The sequence below is a fragment of the Mycobacterium sp. BK086 genome, from assembly GCA_004362315.1.
Classification (GTDB): domain Bacteria; phylum Actinomycetota; class Actinomycetes; order Mycobacteriales; family Mycobacteriaceae; genus Mycobacterium.
In genome coordinates this window covers 257,145-282,313 of record SNWL01000006.1, presented here as the reverse complement: position 1 = coordinate 282,313, position 25,169 = coordinate 257,145, and the positions used below count along the sequence as shown (strand labels likewise).

Annotated in this window: 27 protein-coding genes; 10 read left to right on the top strand and 17 right to left on the bottom strand. The window is 64.1% G+C overall.

The features are described from left to right. The first annotated feature begins 11 nt into the window (after positions 1-11). Together EV580_RS22120 and EV580_RS22115 are read left to right on the top strand one after the other, a co-directional pair. Positions 12-605, top strand: a complete 594-nt coding sequence (locus tag EV580_RS22120; protein WP_133693626.1) for a cytochrome c oxidase subunit 3 — start codon at positions 12-14, stop codon at positions 603-605. A gap of 7 nt (positions 606-612) precedes the next feature. Beyond that, the gene (locus EV580_RS22115) at positions 613-906 is read left to right on the top strand and encodes a cytochrome C oxidase subunit IV family protein (RefSeq protein ID WP_133693625.1); all 294 of its coding nucleotides are present in this window, start codon (positions 613-615) and stop codon (positions 904-906) included. Positions 907-913: 7 nt separating this feature from the next. Here the strand turns inward: EV580_RS22115 and EV580_RS22110 are convergent, their stop codons facing one another. After that, on the bottom strand, positions 914-1,552 hold the full coding sequence (locus tag EV580_RS22110) for a TetR/AcrR family transcriptional regulator (RefSeq protein ID WP_133693623.1): 639 nt from the start codon (positions 1,550-1,552) through the stop codon (positions 914-916). 160 nt (positions 1,553-1,712) lie between these two features. Between EV580_RS22110 and EV580_RS22105 the strand changes: the two genes are divergently transcribed. Together EV580_RS22105 and EV580_RS22100 are read left to right on the top strand one after the other, a co-directional pair. Then, on the top strand, positions 1,713-2,762 hold the full coding sequence (locus EV580_RS22105) for a spirocyclase AveC family protein (protein WP_133693622.1): 1,050 nt from the start codon (positions 1,713-1,715) through the stop codon (positions 2,760-2,762). Position 2,763: 1 nt separating this feature from the next. Then, positions 2,764-3,528 carry a hypothetical protein gene (locus EV580_RS22100; protein WP_133693620.1) on the top strand — a complete coding sequence of 255 codons (765 nt, stop codon included), beginning with the start codon at positions 2,764-2,766 and terminating at the stop codon, positions 3,526-3,528. Between the two features lie 73 nt (positions 3,529-3,601). On the opposite strand, the gene EV580_RS22095 is transcribed toward EV580_RS22100, so the two are convergent. The 3 genes from EV580_RS22095 to EV580_RS22085 are packed head-to-tail and all read right to left on the bottom strand — an operon-like array spanning position 3,602 to position 6,751. Beyond that, positions 3,602-4,330: a hypothetical protein gene (locus tag EV580_RS22095; protein ID WP_133693619.1), complete on the bottom strand. Its 729-nt coding sequence runs from the start codon at positions 4,328-4,330 to the stop codon at positions 3,602-3,604. Between the two features lie 41 nt (positions 4,331-4,371). Continuing rightward, a complete protein-coding gene (locus EV580_RS22090) occupies positions 4,372-5,967 on the bottom strand; it encodes a phytoene desaturase family protein (protein WP_133693617.1) in 1,596 nt (531 codons plus the stop codon). A gap of 13 nt (positions 5,968-5,980) precedes the next feature. After that, a complete protein-coding gene (locus tag EV580_RS22085; protein WP_133693616.1) occupies positions 5,981-6,751 on the bottom strand; it encodes a hypothetical protein in 771 nt (256 codons plus the stop codon). 186 nt (positions 6,752-6,937) lie between these two features. Between EV580_RS22085 and EV580_RS22080 the strand changes: the two genes are divergently transcribed. Both EV580_RS22080 and EV580_RS22075 read left to right on the top strand, forming a co-directional pair. Next, positions 6,938-7,510, top strand: a complete 573-nt coding sequence (locus EV580_RS22080; protein ID WP_133693614.1) for a TetR/AcrR family transcriptional regulator — start codon at positions 6,938-6,940, stop codon at positions 7,508-7,510. Positions 7,511-7,568: 58 nt separating this feature from the next. Then, positions 7,569-8,642 carry a spirocyclase AveC family protein gene (locus EV580_RS22075; protein ID WP_166654832.1) on the top strand — a complete coding sequence of 358 codons (1,074 nt, stop codon included), beginning with the start codon at positions 7,569-7,571 and terminating at the stop codon, positions 8,640-8,642. 3 nt (positions 8,643-8,645) lie between these two features. Here EV580_RS22075 and EV580_RS22070 read toward each other — a convergent pair whose 3' ends face one another. The 7 genes from EV580_RS22070 to EV580_RS22040 all read right to left on the bottom strand — a co-directional run bounded on the left by EV580_RS22070 (position 8,646) and on the right by EV580_RS22040 (position 15,240). Next, positions 8,646-9,245 carry a TetR/AcrR family transcriptional regulator gene (locus EV580_RS22070; protein ID WP_133693610.1) on the bottom strand — a complete coding sequence of 200 codons (600 nt, stop codon included), beginning with the start codon at positions 9,243-9,245 and terminating at the stop codon, positions 8,646-8,648. A 23-nt stretch (positions 9,246-9,268) separates the two neighbouring features. Continuing rightward, positions 9,269-9,973: a hypothetical protein gene (locus tag EV580_RS22065; protein ID WP_133693608.1), complete on the bottom strand. Its 705-nt coding sequence runs from the start codon at positions 9,971-9,973 to the stop codon at positions 9,269-9,271. 121 nt (positions 9,974-10,094) lie between these two features. Next, entirely contained in the window at positions 10,095-10,679 is a 585-nt protein-coding gene (locus EV580_RS34665; RefSeq protein ID WP_255496809.1) for a TetR/AcrR family transcriptional regulator, read from the bottom strand. Between the two features lie 46 nt (positions 10,680-10,725). Then, the gene (locus tag EV580_RS22055; protein WP_133693604.1) at positions 10,726-11,550 is read right to left on the bottom strand and encodes a CbbQ/NirQ/NorQ/GpvN family protein; all 825 of its coding nucleotides are present in this window, start codon (positions 11,548-11,550) and stop codon (positions 10,726-10,728) included. Next, positions 11,531-13,174, bottom strand: coding sequence for a nitric oxide reductase activation protein NorD (locus EV580_RS22050; RefSeq protein WP_133693602.1), 1,644 nt, complete (start codon positions 13,172-13,174; stop codon positions 11,531-11,533). The genes EV580_RS22055 and EV580_RS22050 overlap by 20 nt, the downstream gene beginning before the upstream one ends. Before the next feature lie 79 nt (positions 13,175-13,253). Further along, positions 13,254-14,432: a spirocyclase AveC family protein gene (locus EV580_RS22045; RefSeq protein WP_133693600.1), complete on the bottom strand. Its 1,179-nt coding sequence runs from the start codon at positions 14,430-14,432 to the stop codon at positions 13,254-13,256. A 175-nt stretch (positions 14,433-14,607) separates the two neighbouring features. Beyond that, entirely contained in the window at positions 14,608-15,240 is a 633-nt protein-coding gene (locus EV580_RS22040) for a TetR/AcrR family transcriptional regulator (protein ID WP_133693598.1), read from the bottom strand. A gap of 71 nt (positions 15,241-15,311) precedes the next feature. Between EV580_RS22040 and EV580_RS22035 the strand changes: the two genes are divergently transcribed. Further along, positions 15,312-16,055 carry a hypothetical protein gene (locus EV580_RS22035; RefSeq protein ID WP_133693596.1) on the top strand — a complete coding sequence of 248 codons (744 nt, stop codon included), beginning with the start codon at positions 15,312-15,314 and terminating at the stop codon, positions 16,053-16,055. A gap of 73 nt (positions 16,056-16,128) precedes the next feature. On the opposite strand, the gene EV580_RS22030 is transcribed toward EV580_RS22035, so the two are convergent. Further along, positions 16,129-16,755 carry a TetR/AcrR family transcriptional regulator gene (locus tag EV580_RS22030; protein ID WP_133693594.1) on the bottom strand — a complete coding sequence of 209 codons (627 nt, stop codon included), beginning with the start codon at positions 16,753-16,755 and terminating at the stop codon, positions 16,129-16,131. A gap of 113 nt (positions 16,756-16,868) precedes the next feature. Between EV580_RS22030 and EV580_RS22025 the strand changes: the two genes are divergently transcribed. Continuing rightward, positions 16,869-18,185, top strand: coding sequence for a protoporphyrinogen/coproporphyrinogen oxidase (locus tag EV580_RS22025; RefSeq protein ID WP_166654831.1), 1,317 nt, complete (start codon positions 16,869-16,871; stop codon positions 18,183-18,185). 6 nt (positions 18,186-18,191) lie between these two features. Next, positions 18,192-18,926: a hypothetical protein gene (locus EV580_RS22020; protein WP_133693590.1), complete on the top strand. Its 735-nt coding sequence runs from the start codon at positions 18,192-18,194 to the stop codon at positions 18,924-18,926. Here EV580_RS22020 and EV580_RS22015 read toward each other — a convergent pair. Genes EV580_RS22015 through EV580_RS22000 form a run of 4 tightly spaced genes read right to left on the bottom strand, consistent with a single transcriptional unit; the run spans position 18,859 to position 23,286 of the window. After that, complete coding sequence (locus EV580_RS22015; protein ID WP_133693588.1) at positions 18,859-19,641, bottom strand: hypothetical protein; 783 nt, start codon at positions 19,639-19,641, stop codon at positions 18,859-18,861. The genes EV580_RS22020 and EV580_RS22015 overlap by 68 nt on opposite strands. Positions 19,642-19,643: 2 nt before the next feature. After that, positions 19,644-20,804 carry a spirocyclase AveC family protein gene (locus EV580_RS22010; RefSeq protein ID WP_166654830.1) on the bottom strand — a complete coding sequence of 387 codons (1,161 nt, stop codon included), beginning with the start codon at positions 20,802-20,804 and terminating at the stop codon, positions 19,644-19,646. A gap of 26 nt (positions 20,805-20,830) precedes the next feature. Continuing rightward, a complete protein-coding gene (locus tag EV580_RS22005) occupies positions 20,831-21,952 on the bottom strand; it encodes a spirocyclase AveC family protein (RefSeq protein ID WP_133693584.1) in 1,122 nt (373 codons plus the stop codon). Further along, positions 21,949-23,286, bottom strand: a complete 1,338-nt coding sequence (locus EV580_RS22000; protein WP_133693582.1) for an FAD-dependent oxidoreductase — start codon at positions 23,284-23,286, stop codon at positions 21,949-21,951. Before EV580_RS22000 ends, EV580_RS22005 begins: the two co-directional genes overlap by 4 nt. A gap of 71 nt (positions 23,287-23,357) precedes the next feature. On the opposite strand from EV580_RS22000, the gene EV580_RS21995 reads away from it, so the two are divergent. Next, positions 23,358-23,978 (top strand): TetR/AcrR family transcriptional regulator, encoded by a 621-nt coding sequence (locus tag EV580_RS21995; RefSeq protein WP_166654829.1) that lies wholly within the window; start codon positions 23,358-23,360, stop codon positions 23,976-23,978. Here the strand turns inward: EV580_RS21995 and EV580_RS21990 are convergent. Continuing rightward, on the bottom strand, positions 23,967-25,163 hold the full coding sequence (locus tag EV580_RS21990) for an aminoglycoside phosphotransferase family protein (protein WP_166654828.1): 1,197 nt from the start codon (positions 25,161-25,163) through the stop codon (positions 23,967-23,969). The genes EV580_RS21995 and EV580_RS21990 overlap by 12 nt on opposite strands. Positions 25,164-25,169: the final 6 nt, after the last annotated feature.

Genomic DNA, 25,169 nt, shown 5'->3' with positions numbered 1-25,169 from the left:
GCGCTCGCGGCGTGGTAACGATCAATCGCGTCAGGGCCAGAAGGACTTTCGAGCCGCATACGCCGGGCGAGGACGGCACGTGGATCTTCATCCTCGGCGACATGAGCGTGTTCTCGGGGTTCTTCATCACGTTCCTCGTCTACCGATCGCGCAATGTCGAGCTGTTCAATGCATCCTCGGCGCACCTGACCCAGCTCTACGGGGTTATCAATACCGGCCTGCTCCTGACCAGTTCGCTCTTGGTGGTCGTGGGGCTGCGCGCCATTCGCCGCCGCGCCCTGCGCATCGCCCCGCGATGCTTCGCCGGTGCATTCCTATGCGGGCTCGGCTTCTCAGTGCTGAAGATCAGCGAATACTCGACCAAGATCAGTCACGGAATCACGCCCGGCACCAACGAGTTCTGGATGTACTTCTACATCCTGACCGGCCTGCATTTCTTTCACCTGCTGATCGGCATGTGCCTGCTCGTCTACATGATGGTCAAGTCGAGCAAGCCTTCGCTGAGTGTCAAGGAGTTCGCCTACGTCGAAGGCGGTGCGTGCTTCTGGCACATGGTGGATCTGCTGTGGATCGTGCTCTTCCCGCTGCTGTACTTCGTGAGGTGAGAACGCCGTGATCGACGCCACCGCAGTGACTTTCCGCGACCTCCTGCGCGGACCGTTCTCTCTCGTCTGGCTGGGCCTCATCGGTGCGACGCTTCTCTCCTGGTACCTCGGCGCCGATCACGGTGTCCACGACCGTCACGTCGCGACGACCTTGATCCTGATCGTGGCCTTCGTCAAGGTCCGGTTCGTCGGCTTGTATTTCATGGAGCTGCGCGATGCGCCGCGGCGACTGCGCGCCCTCTTCGAAATGCACTGCGCGATAGTGTGCACCGCGATGGTGACGGTGTACTTCGTTCTCTGATGGCGAGTCAGTTGGGTCTACCGGTGATGCCATAGGCGACCATCATCGTGATCTCCTTGACCATCCTTGCCCGACTCGGGGAGCGAAAGCCGACCGGCACGATCCAGTCCTCCAGAACGACGGCACCGATGATCATCGCGGCCACCGATGCGATCGTCGCCGGCGGGTCGAGGCGGTCGAGGTGGTGATCGCTGGCGATCTCGAGACCCGCGTCGTGCACACCTCGGAGGCCTTCGCGAAGACGCACACTGATGGAGAGCGCGGACTGGTGCAGGGTGTTGGCGGGATCGGCCCGGGCCTCCATCAACTCCTGGAAGAGCCGGCGATCCTGCTGCACGAGTTTGAACAGTCCGTCGACCAGGCTTTCCGCCAGCTGCTCGACCGAGGAGTCGGTACTGAACTCGTGCCACGACTGAATCCAGCCGTCGATGAACTCGGAGAACGGCTCGATGATGGCTGCCTCGAAAAGATCGGACTTCGAGCCGAACTGGCGAAACAACGTGGGCTCGGCGATCCCGGCCTTTGCCGCGATCTCTTTGGTCGTCGTGGACTTGTACCCGTTGGCCGCGAAGAGCGTTCGTGCCGCCGCGAGTGTCCGGGCCCGGGCGCCGTTACGAGAAGTGCTGTGCCCCGCGCCTTGTTGCATGCGCCGATCCTACGGCAGCGCTCTGGGCTGACCTCGCCCGATCCAGCGTCAGTGCAAGTGACACTTGCATTTGTGAGCCACTGCGACTCATAATGCAAGCGGCACTTGCATTGGCGGGCGACCGATTGGACTGACTGTGGCGACGATCCAGCGTGGGCAGATGCCTGTCGACGGCGTCGTCGCCGACCCGAAGGCAACCAACCCGCGTCCCGTGCTCTGGTGGGCCGGCATGGGTGGACTGCTGCTGGTATTTCAGATCTACGTGCTGGGCAGCTGGATCTTCGGTCCGAACTTCGTCTCGACAGATCCCGGATCCGATCCGATTCCGGCCTGGCAATCGGCGACGTTGACCGGGCTGCAGATCGTGATTCCGGTTGTGGCGGTGGTCCTGCTGTACCTCTGGGTGATCCGGCCGTGGCGTAAGCACGGCTACCTGACGACCGACGCGATGATCGCTCTTGCCGCATCGACGGTGTTCTTCTGGGACATGGTCATGAACTACACGTCGGTGACCCTGTTCTATAACTCGCATCTGATCAATCGCGGAGCGTGGGCCAACGGAGCCTGGCCCACGTGGATCAGCCCGAGCGCGCATCGTCTTCCCGAGCCGCTGCTGATCGTGCCGCCGGCCTACACCGCGCTGGTGTACTCCCAAGTCATGATCGTTCTCTGGCTCATCCGGAAGGTCCGGGCTCGGTGGCCCAGGCTGGGTGTGCCGGGAGTTGTCGGCGCCATCATCGTCGGCCTGACAATCAGCGACACCCTCGTTGAAGGCTTGGTCCTGCGCACGGGGGTCTACGCCTATCCCGGCGGGATACGTGCCATCACCCTGTTCGCCGGCGAGACCCATCAGATACCGCTGTCAGAGACTCTCCTCTTCGGCGGGTTCGGGCTTGGCGCCATCGCATGTCTCAGCCACTTCCGCGATGATCGCGGACAGACCTTCGTCGAGCGCGGGATCAACACCCTGAAGCTGGGTGTCAAGGGACGACAGTTGGTGAAGTTTTTCGCGATCTACGGCGCCATCCACCTGAGTTTCGTTCTGCTGTACATGATTCCGCAGCAATTCTTTTCCTTGCACTCCGGCCCGTTCCCCGAGGGCTATCCGTCCTACCTGGTGAATGACATGTGCGCATCGGGCGCCGACGGCACAACCTGCCCGGGGCCCGGTGTACCCATGCCAAGACCGCCCTACCAAACAGGAGACTGATATGCGCACTGACGGCTTCCATCCAAAGGTTCTCAAGTTCTGTGCCTACACGGGATTCGCGTTTGCCTTCTTCTGGCCGTTTGCCGCGATCGTCGTCGCGAGTTGTCAATACATCCTGCCGCCGTCCGCGGCCGACTCGCCCGCCAAGGTCGTATCCGACTATCTCGCCCATACGACGGGAATCAGGATTGCGACGGTGATCTTCATCTTCTCCAGCATCCTGTACACGACGTGGAGCGCCAGCATCATTCAGATGATGCGGCGACGGGAGCGGCAGTGGCCGATCCTGTTCAACATCATGCTGATTGCGGTCGCCTGCGAAGTTGTGGTGGTGATGTTCATCGGCTTCTTCTTCGGAGCTGCCGCATGGCGTCCCGGTGAGACGAGTCCTGAAGTGACGCAGGCTTTCAACGACCTCGGCTGGCTGGGCGTGCTTTTCACCGGGGCTCCGTTCGCGCTCTTTCAGATCGCGCTGGCGGTGAGCATCTTGATGGACAAGAGCGCCCGGCCGGCGTTCCCGCGGTGGTCGGCGTACTTCAATCTCTTCGCGAGCTTCTTCATGTGTGAAGCCAGCCTGCTGCTGTTCTTCAAGACCGGCCCGTTCTCGCAGAACGGAGTGTTGGTGTTCTACGTACCGATGATCGTCTTCTTCGCGTGGATCGTGATCTTCTCGGTGCTGACGATCCGCGCCATCAACGCCGAGGTAGCAGCGGGCGAACATGTGTCGATTCGACCCGATGATGTGGTGAGTGCTGCCGCTCGCTAGTCGGTGTCGCCGCACCGAAAAGGAACACCGGCCAGGCATTCTGGTACGCCGAGGTTGCCCGCCATGAGCACCTTCACACCGACGATGGACAACGGAACGACTCGGTGTTCAACGGTTGCCGCTCATCCCTCCGGCGCAGCCATTCGTACAGCAGCACGAAGGACACCGCGCACATCATGGTGGTCGTGACCACTGTCCAGAATTGCCAACTGGAGGCGAACTCGGGCGCCAGGTAGGGGATGAACAAGAACCCCAGTGATCCAGGTCCCAGCAGTGTTGCCCACACGAAGATCCTCGATGATCCTCGTGCGGTGTTGCGTCCCAGCAACATTGGAACGCCAAATGCCACGGCGCCGACTTGCACCATGGTCAGGCCAATCAGGTCCAGTGGATCGTCGAGGAGTGACTGCACCCACCACCACAAGGCGAAAGCCAGCGACTGAAACGCTGCCACCAGCAGGCAAACTGCGACAGTCGGCAGCCCTGAACGCTGGTAGCGGATCCAGTGAAACAACATGATGAACTCGATCAGATTCGAGACGACCATGCCGTACCAGAACAACACGAACATGGGATGACCGATGTCATGCACGAAATGCTGGTAGTGCAGGGAGTACGTCAGGTCGTGGGCAAGCATGACGATCGTTGTCCCCAACGGCTGACCGGCGACCCGTTGGGTGAAGCCCAGTCGCAGCGCTTCGCCGATCTGTGCGAAGCCACCAAGCCAACCGAAAAGTACCAGTACGACAACGATGGCGGTGTGTTCGTCGATCGTGCGCATGACCTCTGTCACGTCATACATCGCCACCGCTTCCCTCGCAACCGGCACGGTCTGCTTCGGCGCTATGCATCGAAGTGTCCAAGAGCGGTCTGCGCGGCCAACCGCCCCGGCCAGCCGCTCACCCCACCCCCGGGATGCGAACCGGCTCCGGCGTGGAAGTAGTTCTGCACCGGTGAGCGGTACCCGCCGAGACCTGGTGCCGGCCGGTTCATCGCCAACCGCAGCGGAGTCATGTCGACGTGGAAGTAAGAGCCGTTCGGAGTGGCGAACTGGTCACCGAAATCGGCTGGGCTGGTTTCGATCCGGCCGATCTCGGCGTCGAACCCGGCGAGGTGAGTGGTCACCGAATCCATGATTGACGCCGACATCGCCGCCTTGGTCTTCTCCCAGCCGTCACGGGGTTGGGCAGGGACGTTCGATGCCAGATAGACGACGTCCTGGCCCTCGGGCGCCAGCCCAGAATCGTTGGCGGACAACACCGCCATGTAGACGGGCGGCTTGGCCAAGGACTCGCCCGCACGAATGGCTTGCAGCTGTCGGATGTTCTCGTCGAACGTGCCCGTCATCAGGGCGGTCTTGCGGATGTCGAATCCGTCGATCTTCGCGCGCTGTGCCGCGCCCCTGGGGTAGGTGGCTCGCCCGGACAGGGCGACATCGATTTTGAAGGTCGCCGAATTGTTCCCGCTGGCAGGCAGAATCGCGACTTTGGCCCGGGTCGCCGTATCCAGCACGCCGTCCTCGAGCAGACCCCCGTAGGCCAGCTGGGGCGGCACTGCGGCCAACACCCCGCGGCTGGCGCCGATCTCGGTGCCGTCGGCCAGTGCGACGCCCGTGGCCCGGTTGCCGACGACGTTCACGAGGTCGACGGCGGTACCGGTGCGGATGTGCGCGCCGCGTTCGGTCGCATACGCGGCCATCGCGGACATCACCGCACCCATTCCGCCGCGCGGCCGGATCACGCCCGGCTTGCGGTGTACCGCAGCCAGCCCGACACAGTAGAAGCCGCCGCCGTCGTGGTCGATCGGGCCGATCATGCTGCCCCAATAGGTAGCCAGGGAACGCATCTGGTCGGATTCGAACGTGTCGGCCATCAGATCGACCAGGTTGTGCGACATGATGCGGCCCAACTGACGCCGAATCGCCCGGCTGGGTGCGAGTTTGAGCATCAGCTTGCCCAACTCGGCTTTCGGTAGTTGTGCGGGATGATGCGGCATGACCGTGCTCAGTGCCGCGAAGATCCACGACAGCGCAGGCTGCAGATCGGCGTAACGGCGGGCGTCCGCCGCGGAGTACCGGCGCACCTCGGCCAGTGTTCGGTTCAGATCATGGAACAGGAGCAGGGTTGAGCCGTCCTCGCCGATCCAGCCGTAGGGCGCCTCCACTGGTGTGCCGCGGTAGCCGTACCGGTGCAGGTCGAGGTCGGAGATGAAACTCGTACACGACATGAACATGTCGTCCATCGCGCCGAGGCTCAGGATGTGGTGTGGCGCCTCCGGACAGAACGGCCCACTGTTGGCCAGACCGCCCAGGTGCGGGCGCTGCTCCAGAACCAGCACGGAGGCCCCGGAAGCCGACAGCGTGCACGCGGCACTCAATCCGTTGTGGCCACCGCCCACCACGATGTAGTCATAGGTGTCGCTGAGCTCGCGTGTGTCCATGTCATCCCGTCGTTCAGAAGACGCTGGCGGCAGCTTGATTCGGCGTGAGCTCAGGATCGGGATCCGCGACCTGACCGCGCAGCGCCCGGAAGACCAGCCAACTCTGGATCACGATCCAGGTGGTGAACAGGATCAGCGGGGACCAGAACACCAGCAGACCGTTCCACGCGAACGGCCCACTGCGCGGGATGAAGGCGATCGCGCCGGCCTCGAACATGATCGTGATCCACAGCGACAGCCAACCCCACCACCGCGGGAACGGATTGTTCTTGATCAGCTGGGTGGCCGGGCGCAGGCAGATGACGGTGACCCCGATCCACATGAAGATGTAGAACTGGTCGGTGGTTGTCATGGTCAGCGACGCCAGTTCGTGCATGAGGGTGGTGACTTCTGGATTCTTGCGAGGGGCGGTGTAGGCGGCGACACCCCAAAACATCGGCGGGAGCATCAAAAACAGCGACATCAACGCGCCGCTGACCAAGGACAGGACGCTCCAGATCTTCAGCCCGCCGGTCTCCACTCTCGCCATCTGCACCGCGACCACGGCCAGGATCGGCATCATGAAAGCGCCGGTCCAACTACAGATCACCGCGCCCCACTTGATGCGGGTGCTGTTGTGGGCGTACCAGTCCGCGACCTGCTCGGCCGACCATGCCGGATTCTTCAGGGGAACCTGTTGCAGGAGAAGCGCAAACGCGGCGATGTAGACGAGCGCAAGGACGATGCCCCACCAGAGGATCGCGCGTTGGCTGCGCTCGGAGAACAGGCTTCGACCATTTGCCATGGTGACTCCTTTTGATTTGTGCACGTATGCGAATACTCGGCATGACGCCGGAAAGCCCTGTGTGGCAGATGAAGAGCAGATTTATTGCTAGAGCTGTCTCAAAATAGGCACGGCATTGCGGCGCTGTCAATGACCAGTTTTTCGCGGCACCGTGGCTCTCCCGCACTGCCCACATAGAATCTCCGCATGCCGACGGACGACACGACAGCGGGAATCGTCACAGCCGCGCGGGCGGTATTCATCCGCTACGGCGTGGCGCGGACCCGGATGGCCGACGTCGCCAAGGAAGCCGACTTGGCCCGTCAAACGCTGTACGACTTCGTCTCCGGCCGTGATCAGCTCATCGAGCTCGCGTTGGTGGCCTGCTGTGGTGAGCTGCAGCAACGCTTGGACGCCGCATTGGCCGATGGGCCGACTGACCTGCGCGATCGTTTCGTCGAGGCGCTGGCCCGCGCCGTGGAAATCGCAAGCACGGACGAGGAATTCGGCGCCTTGGCCGCTGCCCTTCCGTCCGAGACCGTCGATCGGATCATCGGCGGCGCCACTGCTGTGCAAGCACTGTTGGCCAAGAGTCTGCGACCAGTGCTCGAAGAAGCTGCTGCGGCCGGCCAGCTGCGGGCGGGTGTGAAAACCGACGAGGCAAGCCAGTGGTTGCTCGGCGTGATCAGTTTTGCCCTGTTGCGCGAAAACCACGATGACGCCGCACTGCGCAAGGAGTTTCGCACCTACGCGGTGCCGTCGGTTTTCACCGATCGCTGATCATCCGACAAGGCGACACTACTTGTCGTGGTGTCGCCCGGTGTTGTACGGTGGCGTGATGGCCACGGTCTCGGCGGATCGACCCGCGCCCTTCGCGACGGCTACGCCGGTCCGGCAGGTGCCGGCGCCGGTCATCTTGGCGGTCATCGGTGTGCTGATCGCCGGTTACGCGCTGTGGACATGGGGAGCCTGGCTCGCCTCGGGGCCCGCGCAGGTGACAGCGACCCGTGAACCCGGCGACACCTCGTGGTGGGTCGCTCGAATCTACGAGTCCATCATGGCCGTGGCGGTGGTGCTGATCGGCACTCACGTTGTGCGCCAATGCCTTCGCCAGCGTCGCCTCGCGTTCGATGCAGTGATCGTCATCGCGGGGTTCTTCACCCTGTTCTGGGACCCGATGGTCAACTGGATGCAGCCGAACTTCATGTACAGCTCGCAGTGGTTGAACCTCAACACCTGGGTTGCGCAGGCGCCGGGGGTGGTGAACCCGACTGCCGGACTGATGCCCCAACCGGTGTTCATCATGTTCATCTACCCGTTCGGGCTGTTGGGCTTCGCGATCATCATCAATCACGGCATGGGAGTCGTGCAGAGGCGCTTCCCCCAGATCAACACGTTGGCACTGATGGTATTCGCCTATTCCTACGGGCTGATCCTGGGTGCCTGCCTGGAGGCGCCGACGTTCCTGTCCAACCTGTGGGGCCTACCGGGCGCCCCAGCCGATTTCTCGCTGTTTGCCAACGGCCAGCGCTACGCGTGGGCCGAATACCTCACCACCGGAATCGTTTTCACCACGTTTGCCGCGGTTCGCTATTTCAAGAACGACAAAGGCGAGACGATTGTCGAACGAGGTCTGCATACGTTCCGGCCGGCCGTGCGAACGAGTGTGACCGTCTTCGCCACAGTCGCCATCTTCGCGATGTCGATGTGGGCCCTTCTGCTGGTGCAGATTCCGGCCGGGCTGCATGCGTCGCCGTATCCCGACGACTACCCAGCCCATCTGGTCAACGGGCTGTGCGATATTCCGGGCAATCCGAATTCGACGACGCCGACCGCCTACGGACCCTGCCCGGGCAGTCCCGGATTCCGGATGCCGGTCAACAACACATTCGTCTCGAACACCGGTCGCTGAAAACTACGACTTCTGGCGTTTCCGACGCGACGGCTTACCGTCAGCGGACAACACCGACGGCACCGCGAATTTGCGCAACTCCTCGCGTAAGGCTTCCGGTCTCGGGTCGTCGCGGAGCAGTGCGAATGTCAACACGCCCTGCAACCACCGGCTCGCTTCCTCCGGGGTGACGCCCGGCCGGAGTCGGCCGTCGGATTCGGCTCGCGCCAGCAGCGGGCGCAGGCTGGAGTGGATGAGTGCCTCGATGGGGTGGGATTCGCCGAACACGGCTTTGGCGCGATCGGGCGGCAGGGCGGCGGCCAGTGCTGCCAGTTCTGCGTCTCCATGCGTGACTTCGACTGCCCTGGCGAGAAATTCGACCAATGCCTCGTCGAGGTCCTCGGCCTCGCCGAGGTTCCATGAGTCGATCTGTTCCTGGAGTTCTTCGCAGCACTGCACCATCGCCAGTTCCACCAGCTGGTCGCGGCTGGACACGGTGTAGTACAGGGTCTGCCGAACCACGCCCGCGGACCGCGCCACATCGGACATCGTGGTCCGATCCGGGCCGTACTTGATAAAGGCCTGCCGGGCCGCACGCACCACACTGGCCGTGGGTTCATCCATGCTGCAAGACTAGGCGGCGGACCTCACAGCGGATCGGTGCCCTCCTTGATCTGCACCGTGAGTGCCTTGTGCACTTCGTAACTGATGGCTCCCATCCAGATGGCGAAGGCCGCCAGCGGGATGTAGATCCCCACGATGCCGTTCCAGGCGAACGGGCCTGTCTTGAAGAACAAGACCATGCCCGCCGGCGTGATCAACAGCGCCGCCCAGGCCGTCAGGTATCCCAACCAGCGTGGCAGGATCGGCGGGTCGTTCTTGTCGATGAAGATCGCCGCCACGATGCACCACATCTGAACCCACAGCGACCAGATGACGGTGACGAACAGGATCCAGCCGACGTCGTGCAGCGCCTCGGTGACCTCGGCGGCACGTCCGTCGAAGCGAAACGCGGCCGCCATCCAGACCCCGATAGGGGTGATGAACTCCAGCGACAGCAGGCCGCACGAGACGAGCTGGGTGGCCGCCAAGGCGCGGGCGCCGTCAATGCGCTTGAGCTGTCCCGAAATCGCCGCCGCCCAGGGAACGAGCAATGCCGAAGCTGCCATCACGACCACGAGGCCGAGCTTGATCAAGATCGTGTTGTCCGCATAGAGCTGTTTGATTTCCTCAGCGGTGGCGCTCGGCCGCGAGGGCGGGAAAAACCCCATGACGAAGATGAAGGTGGCGAACCAGATGACCACCATGGTCGGGCCCGCCCAGATCAGGACGCGCTGAACCCGTGCTTCCATGCGCAATTCCTCTCAGGTAGGCGAGTTTTCAGCGCCGAGGTGACGCCGACTCATCCGGTACCCGATCCGAAAGCTAGCACGTGCTACGACACTACGACAATAGTTGTCGTAGTGTCGTGCGCTAAGGCAGTTCTGGCCTGGGGCCCTGCAGCCCCCACAGCGTCATCTGGGTGAGTTGGTCGATGAGGTATTCGAAGTCGCCCAGCTGCTGATCGGTGAACAACCAGTCGCGGTGCACGGTCGCCGAGAACGCCATGCCGATGATCAGTCGCACCGCAATGGCGTGGTCGGCCGTCCAGCCCCGCAACTCGGCTTCGACCGCGAAGATCTCGACAAGCGAGTCGATCACCGGGGTGAACGTGGTCCGCAGATCGCCGAGGCCTTCGCTTTCGCCCACGGACATCGCGGCCAGGAAAGCTTGCAGGAGGGCGCGCTCACCTTCCAACACGGCCCGAAGGCTTCCGAAGAACTCCCGGATCTCGGTCTCCGAATCGCGCGAGCCACGCGGACGTGCCGCCCAGGACTCCCGGAAATCGGTGAAGAAGCGCTCGACGGGACCGGCCACCGCTTCCTGGAACAGGGCCGCCTTCGACGGAAACTGCCGAAACAGCGTGCGCTCGGTGATGCCCGCGGCCGCGGCAATGTCCCGCGTGGTCGTTCCTCGATACCCGCGCTGCGCGAACATGTCGATCGCGGCCGCGAGCAGGCGCTCGCGGTTCTTCGCCGCTACCGCCCGGCGGCCGTCCGTCGTGTCAGTCAGCGTAGGAATCGATCATCGCGATGAGTCCGCGCCGCAGTTCCTGGTCATCGGACAGCGGGCCTGCGATGGCGGCGATGGTGGCGTCGCGGAAGGCGAGCCCGGCGCGCATCAGCTGGCTGGCCGCGACAAGGGTTCGGGTCGAACACACCTCGCGCATGCCAGGGTGCGCCACCTTCCGGACCGCTTGAGCAAATCGCAGCAGGTCCTCGACGCGGGCGCCGTCATGACCCGATTCGCGCCGCACGATCTCGGCCTCGAGGGCAGGGTCGGGGTATTCGAGTTCGATCGCGATCATCCGCTGGCGCGTCGACGGCTTCATGTCTTTGAGGATGCTCTGGTAACCGGGGTTGTAGGACACCACAAGTTGAAAGCCGTTCGCGGCCTTGATCGTCTGCCCGCCGAGCCGCTCCAGGCTCAGCTCGCGCCGATGATCGGCCAGCGAGTGGATCGCCACGACGGCGTCCTGCCGAGCCTCGACGATTTCATCGAGGTAGCAGATGCCGCCCTCACGGGCGGCCGTCGTCAGTGGGCCGTCAACCCAACGGGTTTCGCCACCGATCAACAGGAATCGGCCGAGTAGATCCGAGGCCGTCATATCCTCGTGGCACGACACCGTGTGCAGCGGAATCTGCAATGTCGCCGCCATGTGCTCGACCAGACGGGTTTTACCGCAGCCGGTCGGGCCCTTGAGCATCACCGGCAGACCCATGTCCCACGCCGCGCGGAACACCTCGACCTCGTTGCCGATCGGCAGGTAGTAGGGGACGTCCGCCGACTGGCGATCAGCGCTCACGCGCTCAAATTCCTGCACTGACATGCACACTCCTTTGTGGGTGACCTGTGCGCTGTGTTCCGCGAACCCGGCTCAGCGCTCCGCCGAACAAGTCCCGCACCTGCGGAGCCAGTTCAGCCGCGTCGCGTACCACGCGATGCTGGGCCAGCGGCCATATCGAATCGTCGGGTGTCGGACTCACCGACAAGCCAGCAATGGCGACGCCACGCAGGGCCGCCTCTTCGATGGCGAACCGGGAATCCTCTGTGGCATAACGACCTTCGTACCCGTGATCGAACACCACGCCGTCACCGATCACCACAACCAGCTGATGATCGGTACCGGCCCGCGTCGCGACGACGTTCGTCGCGTGCCGGATGGCGGCCCCCAGCCGGGTGAATCCGGACGGTCCGATGCTCAGCAGGCGTCGCTGCGCGGCGGCGGACCAGGGCTCGTCGAACGACTTCGCATGCAAGAAGCGCACATTGCGGCGGCCCTGGGAGTAGAAACCGTAGGTCGCGGTGCGCACTCCGAGCTGATCGAGGGCGGAGGTCACGTCGAAGGCGAGATTGCGCTGCGCGGCGAACACCATCTCACCGTCCGCGGTCTCGGCGGTCGAGCCCGTGGCGTCGAGCAGGATCAGCACCCCGAGGCGCTGAGACGTCCGTCGGGCCGCGGTGTACACCAGCGCTTCGCCGCCGTGGCCCGCCGCAACGCTGGTGTGCAGGTCGACGAGGGCGGAGAGGTCGAGGTTGTCGCCCATGGGCTCGGCGCGATGGGTCTCCCACGCCAAGCCCAGCCGCGCGAGTGCGCGCATGAGGGCGCGGTTCGGTTGCGCGCCAGTCGGTTCGACGTCGTCTGCGGGGGCGGGATCGAACTCGCCGACCAGCGTCCATTCTTCGTGATAGGTGCGACGGTGGGTGTCCCACTCGGGATAGGCGGCACCGACCACGAGTTCACCGGCCATCTCGATTCGCGCATCGCTGCCGGGCACCAGACGTCCCTTGGTGGAGTTTCCGCGCCCACGTCGTGCGCCCACGACGGGTACCTCGTCACCGGCGGTTCCGTCGCCGGGGGAGCGGCCCATGCCGAGCAATTTCTGCAGGGCCTCGCCGAAGGGGCTTCGCAGCGGTGCGGAGAACAGCTCCATGATGCGGCTGCGCTCGCCGGAGGCGGTGTCGTCGTCCTCCTCCTCGTCCGGTTCGGGCAGCGAGGCCGACTCCGCGAGATCCTTGCCGCTCGAATCATCTGCCGCGGAGGCATTTCCGGCTGAGAGGATCCGCGACGGTGTCAACTCACCGAACCACGAAGGCGGGGCCGGCAGTCTCTCGGTCGATCGCGCCCGCGACAGTGATTCGGCAGGCGCAGCCGATGGCCGGACCTCGGCGCCTGCGTCGTGCAGCGCGGCGAGGAAGGATCGCGGCAGCATCTGCTCGACTGCGGCGCACGACCGCAGCACTTCCAGCATCAGGTAGCGCTGCGCGATATCCGATCCGCCCCGATTGAGTTTGCGCAGAACATCTTTGCGGTATGCCCCAGACCGCTGCAGCGATGCCTGACAGATCACCAGGTATCGCGCTTCGACGCAGTCTTGGTCCAGGCCCACTGGGATGAAGATCGTCGACCCGTCACTGCTGCCGACCGTGCTCTGGGTGAACTCCAATGGCACGGGCTTGCCGGCTAGGGCACTTGCGAACAACGACAGCGCGAGGTTTCCTGCAGCCTGAGGCTTGGGGGAGTCTCGGTGGTCACTGACCCGGTCGATCGAACGGGATGACCTTCCGCTGCCACGGCGCATCGGGGGGAATCACCGCCTTTCCGTCCTGGTCAATGTAGCCCGAACTGCCATCGACCGGGTTGCTGTTGTTGTTGCGGTCCAGCGGTACGGCGGGGCCGGGGCATGGCCGGTCGGTGTTCTCGCCACAGATGCCCGAGGTGAAGTACGAGCGCTTCTGGATGTCTTCGTTCCATTCGGTGGAGTGCATACCGACCCAGAAGTTGGGCACGTTGTACCCGATGAACATGGTCCCCTGGATCACGAAGATCGCTGCGAGGGCCCTTACGACGGTCTTTCGGGTCTCGCCACCGCGGACATCTTCGATGCCGCGCTCAAAGACCATCTGTCCCTTGTCATTCAGGAAGTAGCGGAAGCATGCGACGGCACAGAAGACCGCGCCGATGGTCAGCGCTTCGTGAATGGGGAACTTGTGATAGGTATCGGGGAAGATGCCCCAGTGCCCGCCCTGGTAGGCGAAGATGCCCATCGGCAGCCACAGCAGACCTTCGAGGATGAAGTCGAAGACCATCATGAACGCGTAGCAGCTCGCGATCAGTCCCAGGTTGCTCAGCTTCGGAAAGCGTTGGCGCACAGTGCGCATGAACCACGAGCCGATCAGCATGACGATGACGAAGATGTAGCAGTACGCGAACGGGGTGAACAGAATCGGCTCGCTCAGCATCGCCCCCGGCCTGCCGAACGAGTTCCAGCCCGGTACGGAGTTCACCCAGGAGCCGAAGTTGAGCATCCAGGTGTTGTAGGTGAACCAGTGTCCGCCGTAGGACGATAGCGGGTCCTGGAACCACACCGTCAAGAACGAGATGACGAGGATGCCGTCGATGCCGAGCTTGCGGTCACGCAGCCAGGGCCGGATGACGAACCAGTAGGTCAGGCCCAGCGTGGCCGGGATCGATCCGACCTGCCACGCGATGAGGATCCCTTTCATCAGCGCGGGAGGCTCGGAAGGACCGCTGGGCACGCGGACGAAGAACGGTCCGGTGACCCACTTGATCAGGACGTAGCACTCGAACAACACCAGCAGCACGCCGAGGGCCGCGAAGATGTTGACCGGCAGATTCCGCTTGGGTTGCGACGCGGAGTCGACCGGGGCCGAGGTTGCCGTGATGGTGCGGTCCAGGTGCCGGGTCATGGTCTTCCTCTCGTCGGCACAGAAGCCGTCGGTGTGACGTGCGTTACCGCCAATATAGCGTCAGCACTTGCTGACATCAATAGTCATGCTTACATCGCGATCGAGCTATTTGCACAGCTCACATGCGCGGATACGTATATGAGACGTCAAATCTCAACAGATGTGCGGAGCGGCGTCAGGAATGGCGGTGGGCGATGCCGTCGACGATCAGTCGCGCCATCTCGCGGACCATGCGGGTCCGGCCCGGCGTGCGCCGGTTCGCCGGGTAAGCCCAATCGCCGAGCAGAACCGAGCCGATGATCATGCTCGCGACGGCGCCGATCGTGGCCGGCGGGTCGACGTAGACGAGCTCCCTGGCGCGCGCGATATCGACACCGACGTCGAGAACGGCGCTGAAACCCTCCCGGAACTGCGCACTGATCGCGACAGCCGATTGGTGCAGCGCCGACTGCGGATCGGAACGCGCGGCCATCAGCTCCCGGAAGATCCGGCGATCCTCCCAGATCAAGGTGTAGAGGCCGTCCACAAGATCTTCGGCGAGCTGCTCGAGGGTGATTTCGGTGGGCGTCGCGTCCCACGATCGCGTCCATTCGTCCACGACTCGGTTGAACGGTTCGAGAATGCTGGCCTCGAACAGCTCGACCTTGGAGCCGAAGTGGCGAAAGACCGTCGGCTCGGCGACCTTGGCCCGCGCGCTGATCTCTTTCGTGGTGGTCGACTGGAAGCCCTGTTTGGTGAAGAGGTCGTGGGCGGCCTTCAGAATGCGGGCGCGAAGATCCCCGCCGCTGTCGGAAGGGGGCGCGACCACGGGTGACACACTACTGCTTGCTCCCTGAATCTCCGGCGAGGCCGATTTTTGAGTTGCTATGCTTCAAAAATATGGGCACCTACGATCCCGCCACCGTCCTTGCCGCGATAACGGCCAACGCCGTCGCGGTGGTGTCCATCGGTGGCCTGTCGATCCTGGCGATGTTCGTCTTCTTCATCGAGGGCGCGCGGATGGGCAGACGCGATCGCGTGTACCCGATGGCGCTGTGGATGACCGCGCTGTGGTGGCCGCACGACGGTTCGTACCTGCTGCACTTCAATGACTGGTTCGGTGGGCGTTACGACCACTGGTTCATGCAGATGTTCTGGTTCGCGATCGTCGTCACGTTCCTCGCCGAATCGGTGTATGCCTGGCAGACCATGAAATACGGGCGCGACGAACTGTCGCCCGGGCGCACCGACGCACAGCATCGTCTGCGGATTCTGGGTGCGTTGGCGGCAGGTGTGATCAGCTGGGCCCTGGTCAAGGGCGCGCTCAATGACGATCTGTATCTGTTGTCGTTCATGGCGACGTTGTTGTGGGGCGCGCCGTCGGCCAGCGCGCTACTGGGTCGCCGGCCCGACGGTCGCGGGCAGTCGATGCTGGAGTGGATCTGCTACAGCGTGATGGCCGTGTGCTATTCGATCGTGTCGATCGCCTTCTTCGGCGGCGGGTTCTTCCACTCGTGGCCCTATGTCGGGATCTGTCTCGCGGCGTGCGTGTGGAGTTTCGTCGTCATCGCCGATGCGCGCCGTGCGGGCGTGCCGTTCGCGTCGTGGACGCCGCGATCCGCCACTCATGCACTGGCGCAGTGATACCCGCTGTCGCCGCTGGCCGGGTGTATGGCGTTCGACCGTTAACGATCGTTGGATTCGGACACGCCCCTGCTCAGGCCGAGCGGCCGGCGTTCGCTTTGCGCGCCGGCTTGCGGCCGGTGTCCGGCTGGCGGTCCCGGGCCAGCCACTCCAGGCTGGACAGCGACATGCCGGTGAGGACATCGTCCAGCGCGGCCAGCTTCAACGACTGGGCCGGCCAGAATGCGGTGGAATCGATCAGCCCGTGTGTGGCGTGCACAGCGCTGGTCAGCAGCTCGCGGCTGTTGCCCGGGTAGCACGCGTCGAGGCAGTCGACCCAGCGGTCGATGTACCGGTTGATGCGGGAGCGCAGCCGGGGGCGGTACTGCTGGGGGATCGAATTCCGGCTCCTGGTCCACACGCTCATCAGCTCACGTTCTTCCAGTGCTCGCTGCACGTGGCCACGGATCAGATGTTCGAGCTCCTCGCGTGGATTGTCGAACTCGCCGCCGGTCGACATCAGGACGCGGTCGATCGCCTCGTCGACCAGGGTGATCAGGATTTCGTCCTTGCCGCTGAAATAGCGATAGATCGCGGGGCCTGACATACCGGCCCGCTCACCGATCAGATCGACCCCGACGCCGTCGTATCCGCGCTCGTGGAACAGGTGCATCGCGGCGCGAAGGATCCGCTCTGAACGCTCGTTTCGTGTGGTCGCCACGCATCCACGTTAGCGCAGGGCCATCGTTCCGACGTGCTCCACCGCGGATCTTCCGGGTGAGCCGCGGTTGCGCTACGCTAACGACCGTTCACAAATTGGGCATCGGAGTGATGATGAGTTCAGTCGTTGTGGTGGGTGCCGGGCTGTCCGGACTGGCGGCCGGTTACCGGCTGGCGGAGAGCGGGGCGACGGTTGTCGTGCTCGAGGCGGGTGCTCGCCCTGGCGGCCGGGTGGGTACCGAAGTGCACGGTGGCTACGTCGTCGACACCGGGCCGGATGCACTGACCGCCGGCTATTCGAGCTACCTGAAGCTCATCGGTGACTTGGGCCTGCAGGGGCGAGTCGCCGACACCGCCGCGGTGATCGGGCTGGTGCGGGGCGGCCGGATCGTCGATATCGATCCCGGCAAGCCGTGGCGACTTCCGTTCACGCCCGCGCTGAGTCTCGGTGCCAAGCTCAGGATGATCAGGGGAATTGTCCGGCAGCGCTCGGCTATTGCGGGTGTCGACTCCTACGACATGGTCAGCTCGGCCGCGCTCGACAACCCGGATCGCACCGCGGCGGAGTTCGCGGCCGAGCAATTCGGCGACGAGGTCGCCGACTACCTCATCGACCCGTTGATGCGGCTGACGGTGGGTAGCGGCGCGGCCAACGCGTCGACGGTGAACGTGCTCGGAGCCCTTGGCGCGTGGTCGAGTTCGCTGCAAACGGTGCGCGGTGGACTCGGATTCGTCACCGACGAACTCGCCAAGCGTCTCGACGTGCGGTACGGGGCGACCGTGACCAGAGTCGACGAGACCGCGGCGGGGGTCAGTGTCGGATACCGTGACGAGTCAGGTGAGCACGAGATCAGCGCCGAGGGTTGCGTGATCGGCGCGATGTACAACCGGGCGACGGAGATCTGGCCGACACTGTCGGCCGCCTCGCCGGCCTTCGGTGACAAACTGCGCAACGTCAAGCTGATCAGTGTGTCGCTGGGCTACTCGGTGCGCGCACGAACGGCGGCGTATCCGGTCCTGGTTCCCACTGTGGAGAACCGGGAGGCGTTGCTGATCTTCATGCAGCACAACAAGTGTGCCGACCGGGCCCCGGCCGGCCACAGCCTGGTGACAATCTACACCGACACCACCGTCACCGATGCCTTCCTCGACCGCACCGATGGTGAACTGGAACTGTGGGCGGCCGGCATCATCGAGGGGCTCTGCCCGGAACTGGCGGGGCATCGCGATATGAGCGTGGTGACACGGTGGCCGGTAGCCGGTTACCTGGCTGAGCCGGGCTTCTGGCAGCGCTCCAGTGGGCTGCTTCATGCGCTGCCGCAGGACGGCCCGGTCAAGGTGGCCGGCGATCTGTTCGGTGCGGGTTCGATGGAATCGGCGACTCGCTGGGGCGACCGTGCCGCCGCAGAACTGTTGCGGCGCAATCGGTAATCACCGGTGAACGCACGCAATCAGCGGATCTGTGCGTGGGCCGGCCCGGTGGCGGCCATCGTGTGGCTGGTCGGATTGCTCGTTTTGGCGCGGTTCATCCCGCCCATCGCCCCGAGCCTGGGACCGGCCGAGGTCGCCGCGCGCTACGCCAACAACACCGTCGGTATCCGGGCCGGCATGGTCTGCGTCCTCGCAGGCGGCGCACTGTATGGGGCGTGGACCGCGGTGATCACGGTGCAGCTCAAGCGAATCGAAGGTAGCTCGTCGGTGATGGCCTACACCCAACTGGCGTTGGGGGCGGCGTTCATCATCATCTTCGTCATCCCGTCGGTGTTCTGGCAGGCGGCGGCCTTCCGGCCCGAGGACAATATCGAGATCACCCAGCGGCTCAACGATCTGGCGTGGTTGTGCTTCCTCATTCCGGTGCCCGTCATCACGGTCCAGGGCTTGGCGATCACGCTGGCGATCTTCGGTGACCGATCGGAACAGCCGGTCTTTCCTCGCTGGCTGGGTTGGTTCAACCTGTGGGCGCAGCTGATCTTCTTGCCGGGTACGTTGATCCCGTTCTTCAAAGACGGGGTGCTCGCGTGGAATGGCCTGCTGGCGTTCTGGATACCGGTAGCCGTGTTCACCGCGTGGATGATCACCCTGTCGCTCATGCTGTTCCGGGCGATCACAGACGAGGAGCAACAGTACGCGCTGGGTCGAGGTGTTCAGCCACAAGCTTCTCCAGGTGCGTGACGCGCTCGAGAACTGTGGATTCGCGGTTTGAGCCGTCGTCATTCTTGATCGCGCCGGCGGTCACGATTGTCGTCACCACGACCCAGATGAAGTAGAACGTCACGGGCATCCAGAATCCGAGGACACCGTTCCACGCGAGTGGTCCGGTCTTGAAGATGTAGACACCGAAGGTGAATCCGACGCCCACCGCGCACCACAGCTGGAAGTAGGCGAACCAGCGCGGAAAGACCGGCTCCGGGCGTCGATCACGCAGGGTCAGCACAGCGAGCGCAACCATCTGGAACATGCCGGTGCAGACGATCCCGAGAAACGGGAGCCAGCCCAAGTCGTTGAACGTCTGGACTCGCGACGGATCGTCCGTCCGGAACGCGGCAACGAGCCAGAACGTGCACGGATAGACGAATTCGATGACCACACAACCTTGCGCGGCCACCCACGCCCACACCAGGGGCGCGCGAGATCCCTCGATACGGAGCATCTGCGCGCAGATCGCGCCACCCCAGGGCAACAGGAAAGCGGAGGCGAAGACACACAGCACCAGTCCCACTCGGATGCCGATCAGTCGGTGCTCATAAATCGCCGTGATGTGCTGGGCGCTGTCGGCAGGGGAGGGAGGCGGGACGAAGCCGGCCAGCCCTACCCAGCCGACGAGGAAGATCGCGATGAACCCGAATACGGAGTACACGCACCAGAGCTGAATTCGCTTGTCACTCATCGCTACTCTCCCTCGGCGATCGGGACGGGCGGCGGGAGATGGGTGCCCGCCGGAACGTGGAGTTGACCGTCGGTGCCGACATAGGCCGAGCCTCCGGTCCCGCCGGAGTTGTCGTTGCGTACCAGCGGAATCGCCGGTCCGGGGCAGGACCGCCCGGTGCTGCCGCCGCAGAGTCCGTCGAGAAAGTACGACCGTTGCTGGATGTCGTCGTTCCACTGACGGGAGTGCGCCCCGACAACCAGATGGGGCAGCGTGTAGATCCCCAGGAAGATGGCGTTGACCGCGCCGACGATCGCCAAGGCCCGGATGACCCCATGCCCCGCCGGTGAGGCTGTGACGTTCTCGGACCCGCGCTCGACGACGGTGCGGCCTCGGTCGTCCAAGAAGTGGCGCAGGAACGAGTAGGAGGTCAGCAGGATCCCGACGAGGAACGCCTCGTGCAGCGGAAAGGCGTGGTAGGTGTTGGGGAAGATGCTGAAATGTCCACCGGCATAGGTCCATACGCCCAGTGGCATGAAGATCACGCCTTCGAAGATGACGTCGAAGACGAACATGGCGACCCAACAGACGCCGAACAGGCCGAGCCTGCCCAGCCGCGGCCACCGGCTCGCGGACCACCTGATGGTGGCCACCCCGAACCGGACCGCGACGGTCATGATGACGACGTAGAGGCCGATGATCGTCAGCGGTGGTTCGACGACGGTGGCGCCGGGTGCGCCGTACGACAGCCACCCCGGGATGCTGTTGACCCAGGATCCCCGGTTGACCGACCACGAGTTGTAGGTGATCCACGGGCCGAAGTAATTCGACAGCGGGTCCTGGAAGAACAGGGTGCAGAACGCCAGCGTCAATGCGCCGTCGACGGTGACCTTCCGTTCACGCAACCACGGCCGCACGACGAACCACCACAGCAGCGCCAGCATCGCCGGGATCATGGTGAACTGCAGGACGGTCAGGAACACCTTCATGTACATCGGAGGATCGCTCGGCCCGACCGGAACCTGCACGAAATACGGGCCGGTGATCCACCGGATCAACACGAAGCCCATGAATGTCAGCCAGAGGGCGCCAAAGGACGCCCACCACAACACCGGCCGCAGCCGGCGCGGCTCGGGCGCAACCGGTACGGATCGGGCCCGACGGTGGGGGATCTCTGTGGACACGGCGAATCCTGTTCTGACCGCGACCGTCAGCCGCGGTCGTAGCGGTATTGCGGCGGGTAGTTGAGGCCGAAGTCCCGACCGTTGGCTCCCGCGCCGCGATTGTCGTTGCGCAGCAGGGGAACATCCGGTGCTGGGCACGCGATCCCTGGCCCCTCGCCGCACGTGTAGGTCAGGTAGGAGCGCTTCTGGATGTCTTCGTTCCATTGGGTCGACTGCGCGCCGAACCAGAGATTCGGCAGTGAATAGCCAAGCGTCATCGCGGCGGTGATGAGACCGAACACCGCGAGCAGTCGGATCGACGCGATCCGCTGGGGGCCTCCGCGGAGATGTTCTGTGCCGCGCTCGGCCAGACACTGCCCACGGTCATTGGCAAAGTACTTGATGCAGGCGAACATCGTGAAGATCGCACCGGTGGTCAGCGCCTCGTTGAGCGGATACGCGTGATAGGTGTCGGCGAAGATCTTCACATGGCCACCGGGATACTCCCACGAGCCCAGTGGCATGAAGACGATGCCCTCGAACACGATGTCGAACGGCACCATCACCGCCAGGCAGATCGTGACGAGGCCCAGCCGGCTGGTACCCGGCCACCGGGTCTTGGCGCGTCGCATGATCGCCGCACCCATCGTGGTCACCAGCATGAAGATCACGACATACGCGGGGGGGACGATCAGCAGGGGGTAGGCCACCTGGTGCGAAGGCGTCCCGGGCGCCAGCGCGCCGGGCAGGCTGTTCACCCAGGAGCCCATGTTCACCTGCCACGCGTTGTAGGCGTACCAGTGGTTGAAGTAGGCGCTCAGCGGATCCTGAAAGGCCAGAAGGAGAAACGACACCGCCATCAGGCCTTCGAGGCTGATGCGGCGCTCACGCCGCCACGGCCGGACCACCACCCGGTACAAGACCAGTGCCGCCGCGATGGGCAGAACCACCTGAAGGGTGATCAGGGCGACCTTCATCCAACCGGGAAGCGGTGTCGGTCCCGGATCGACGCGGTGGAAGAACGGGCCGGTCATCCATCGGACCGTGACGGCCACCTGGAGCGCGATCACCGTGGCGCCCAACGTTGCCCACCACTTGACGGCGGTCACCGGACGGTCGGGAGCCGCGGTGGGCCGGGCTGACGTTGACGCAGAGAGGGTGTCGCTCATGCGGACGCCCTTCTGGCGTAACGGGATTGGGTGGCGATGCGATCGCCGGCTGCCTGGCCCGAGACCAGGGCGCCGTTGATTCCGGGAATCGGCCCGATATCGCCGGCCAGCTGAACGCGCGCCGTGGAATCGGTTTCCCGCATGAAGCGATCGACGGCCTCGAAACGCCCCTTCGGCATGATGGGAACCACGTCGCGCCACCGTCCGATCTCGTAGTCGACGAGTGTCGAACTCAGATCGCCGTAGTAGGGCTTCACGAAGCCCAGCACCGCGTCGAGAACCTTCTCGTCGGGTGCGTCCAGATGGTCTAGGCACCATTCGTGGCGACAGAATGCGGTGATCATGCCCTGGCTTGGTCCGCAGCGGTTGTTGGCCTTGAGGTGGTCGACGATCACACCGCACAGGTCGGGTTGTTCGCGCGGAGAGCACATGATGTACGTCGCCGGGTTGGCCGGCCGCTCGGACAGCGCCAAGTGGGTGTTGACGCTGCAGATGTATTCGGTGTTCTCGTAGAACTCCCTGGCGAATCCCGCGAGCTGCGGGTAGAGCTCCAGCGCCACCCCGGTCGTGGTGGTGACGACCGCGTTGTCGAACTCCTCGGTCTGCTGCTCGCCGCCCTGCATGAAGGTCACCTCGACCTGGCGTCCGGTGTCGGTGACATTGAGTACCGGTGTGGAGAGACGGACATCGCTCAGCGTCGCCGCCATGGCCCGGGGCAGCGCGTCCATGCCGTCGTCCAGGCCGTAGAAGTACGGCTTGAAAAAGTTCTTCAACGTCCAGAGAAGTTGTCCCACTGACGCATACGACGGGTCGCTGAGCCAGGGCCCGCGAATGACGACGGCGGCGAGGTAGTCGAGAAGTTCCTGGTCCAGTTCACGCCGGCAGTACTCCGTCACGGTTTCGGTGTCAATGGCGGCGATACCGCTGGCGTCGACGTAGTTCAGGTCCTTCCAGTGTCGCGCCAGGAACAGTAGAAGCCGTGCCAGTTTTACCTTGCTCGATGCCGAAAGATACTTGGTTCCCAGCGTTTTGACGGGGCGCTTGAGGTCGAGGAAGTTGAGCTCGCCTGAGCGTGGCATGGCTCCGTATGCGTCGAACCTGTGCATCTGCGCACCCAGGCCGACCTGCTCCATCTCCCTGGTCGCCTCGTCATAGCTTCCGAGGTAGATGAACGCGCCGACGTCGAAGGTGAGGCCGTTGCGGCGAGTGGTCTTGATCCGGCCGCCGACCCTGTCGTCGGACTCGAACACGGTCGGTGCGCCACCCGCCTGCGTGATCCGGCGTGCCGCACCGAGTCCGGCGATACCCGCACCGATAACGGCCGTTCTCATCATGGGCCCAGCGTAACCCTTAAATGATTCCTGAATCAATACTGATTGATGATTTCACTTATATGCTGAACCTCGTGGTTGAACCCGCTGCCCGCGTGCCGTCTCGCGCGATCCGCCGTCAAGCGCAGACGCGTGCCGACTTGATCAGGGCCGCTGGGGAACTCATCGCAGAGCGTGGCCTCGACGGACTGCGGATCAGCGACATCACCGAGCGGGCGGACGTCGCGTTCGGAACGTTCTACAACCAGTTCAAGGCCAAGGACGATGTCATCGAGGCCGTCGTCGCCGACGCGCTCGTCGGCCTGGCCCGGTCGATCGAGGATTCACCCGCCAACGACGATCCCGCGGAGGCAGTCGCGGTGACCACCAGGGCGATCGTGCGGATCGCCTACGACAACCCCACGCTTGCTCGTTTGCTTGTCAACCTCGAGCAGGCTGAAGCTCGGTTCGAGCGGATCATCCGACCGCAAGCGGGTGCGACACTCGAGCGAGGAAGGGCTACAGGCGTATTCGTGATCGACGACCTCCCGACGGTGCTCACGATGTCGATCGCGGCGGCGTTCGAGGTGATTCGTGGCATCGTCGACGGCCGACTCGGTGACGGCGCCGACGTGACGTGCGCCGCGGCTCTGCTCCGCATGGCCGGAATGGATCCGGTGGCCGCAGCCGGCTACGCCAGGCGTCTATCGCCCTAGCGCCTCGAAGCTGTCCAGGTCGACGATCATGTTGGTCATCCGCTCGAGGTTGGCCAGTGACACCTCATCGGGTTGCATCGCGGGCTGCATCCGGCCGGCCCCAATGGTGTAGAGCCAGAACACCAGGCCGTGGAACGGCTGTTGACGGTAGGTCAGCCAGGCGTCTTCGGCGGGGAGCTGCGGACCGCCCGCAGCGGCCAGCCGATCGGTGTATAGGGCGATCAGGTCCCGTTCCCAGGCGCGCCGGTCCTCTACGGTCAGCGCGGAACTCAGTGCGTACGCGACGTCCATCGCCCACGAACCGCGGCTGATGAGCTGCCAGTCGTACAGCCCCATCCCGCCATCGGGCGTGAGATACCAATTGCGCGAGTGGACGTCGGAGTGCAGGAGCGTCGTCGGGGCAGACCTGTGCAGGGCCAGCGATGCCATCAGCGCATCGAAGATCTCATCGCGCCGGGTACGGAACGCGGCGGGAAACACCGACACCGCACGATCGAAGCCGATCACGGTGCGCTTGGGGAATGCGATGGTGTCATTGACATCGGTTTGCCAGCGCAGGGTGTCCTTCACGGCGGCCAGATCACCAGCAAAGCGCGGGCTTTCCCAGAGTGTTCCGTGCAGTGTGGCCAGCGTGGTCACGATCGATTCGGCGCGCTGACGGTCGATGTAATGCTTGGTGGGATCGCCGAACACGACACCGCGGGTGGTGGCGACGTCCTCCATCAGGAACATGGAACGGCCCGATCGGTTGTCGACGGCCAGGTAGTACCCGTGCGGGGCGTCGAGGTCCAGGCCTGGCCGGATCCGGTCGTAGAACAACGCCTCGCATTCCAGCGCGGCGGCGGGGACGGTCACCGCACGCGAGGTGAACTTCGGAGTCGACTTGCAGAACACCGATGTCGGCAGTCCGGCGGCCTGGCCCACATCGTTGTAATCGACGCGGAGTACCCGGCGGGTGGTTGATCCGTCGCTTCCCGATGTGGTCGATACGCCGGTAACCCAGGCGCCGGGGTGTCCCTTGCACAGGGCGGCGGTGAGCCATTCCGGGGTGAGGGCATCGACCGATGGTGGTATCTCGGCCAGCGAGGTCGGTTTCGGGCGGCGGAGCTGTTCATACAGCACGTGGGCGCCGATCCGGCCCACCTGGCTCGCGGTTCTGAGTTTCGTGGCGATGGGTCCGGACACGGGACC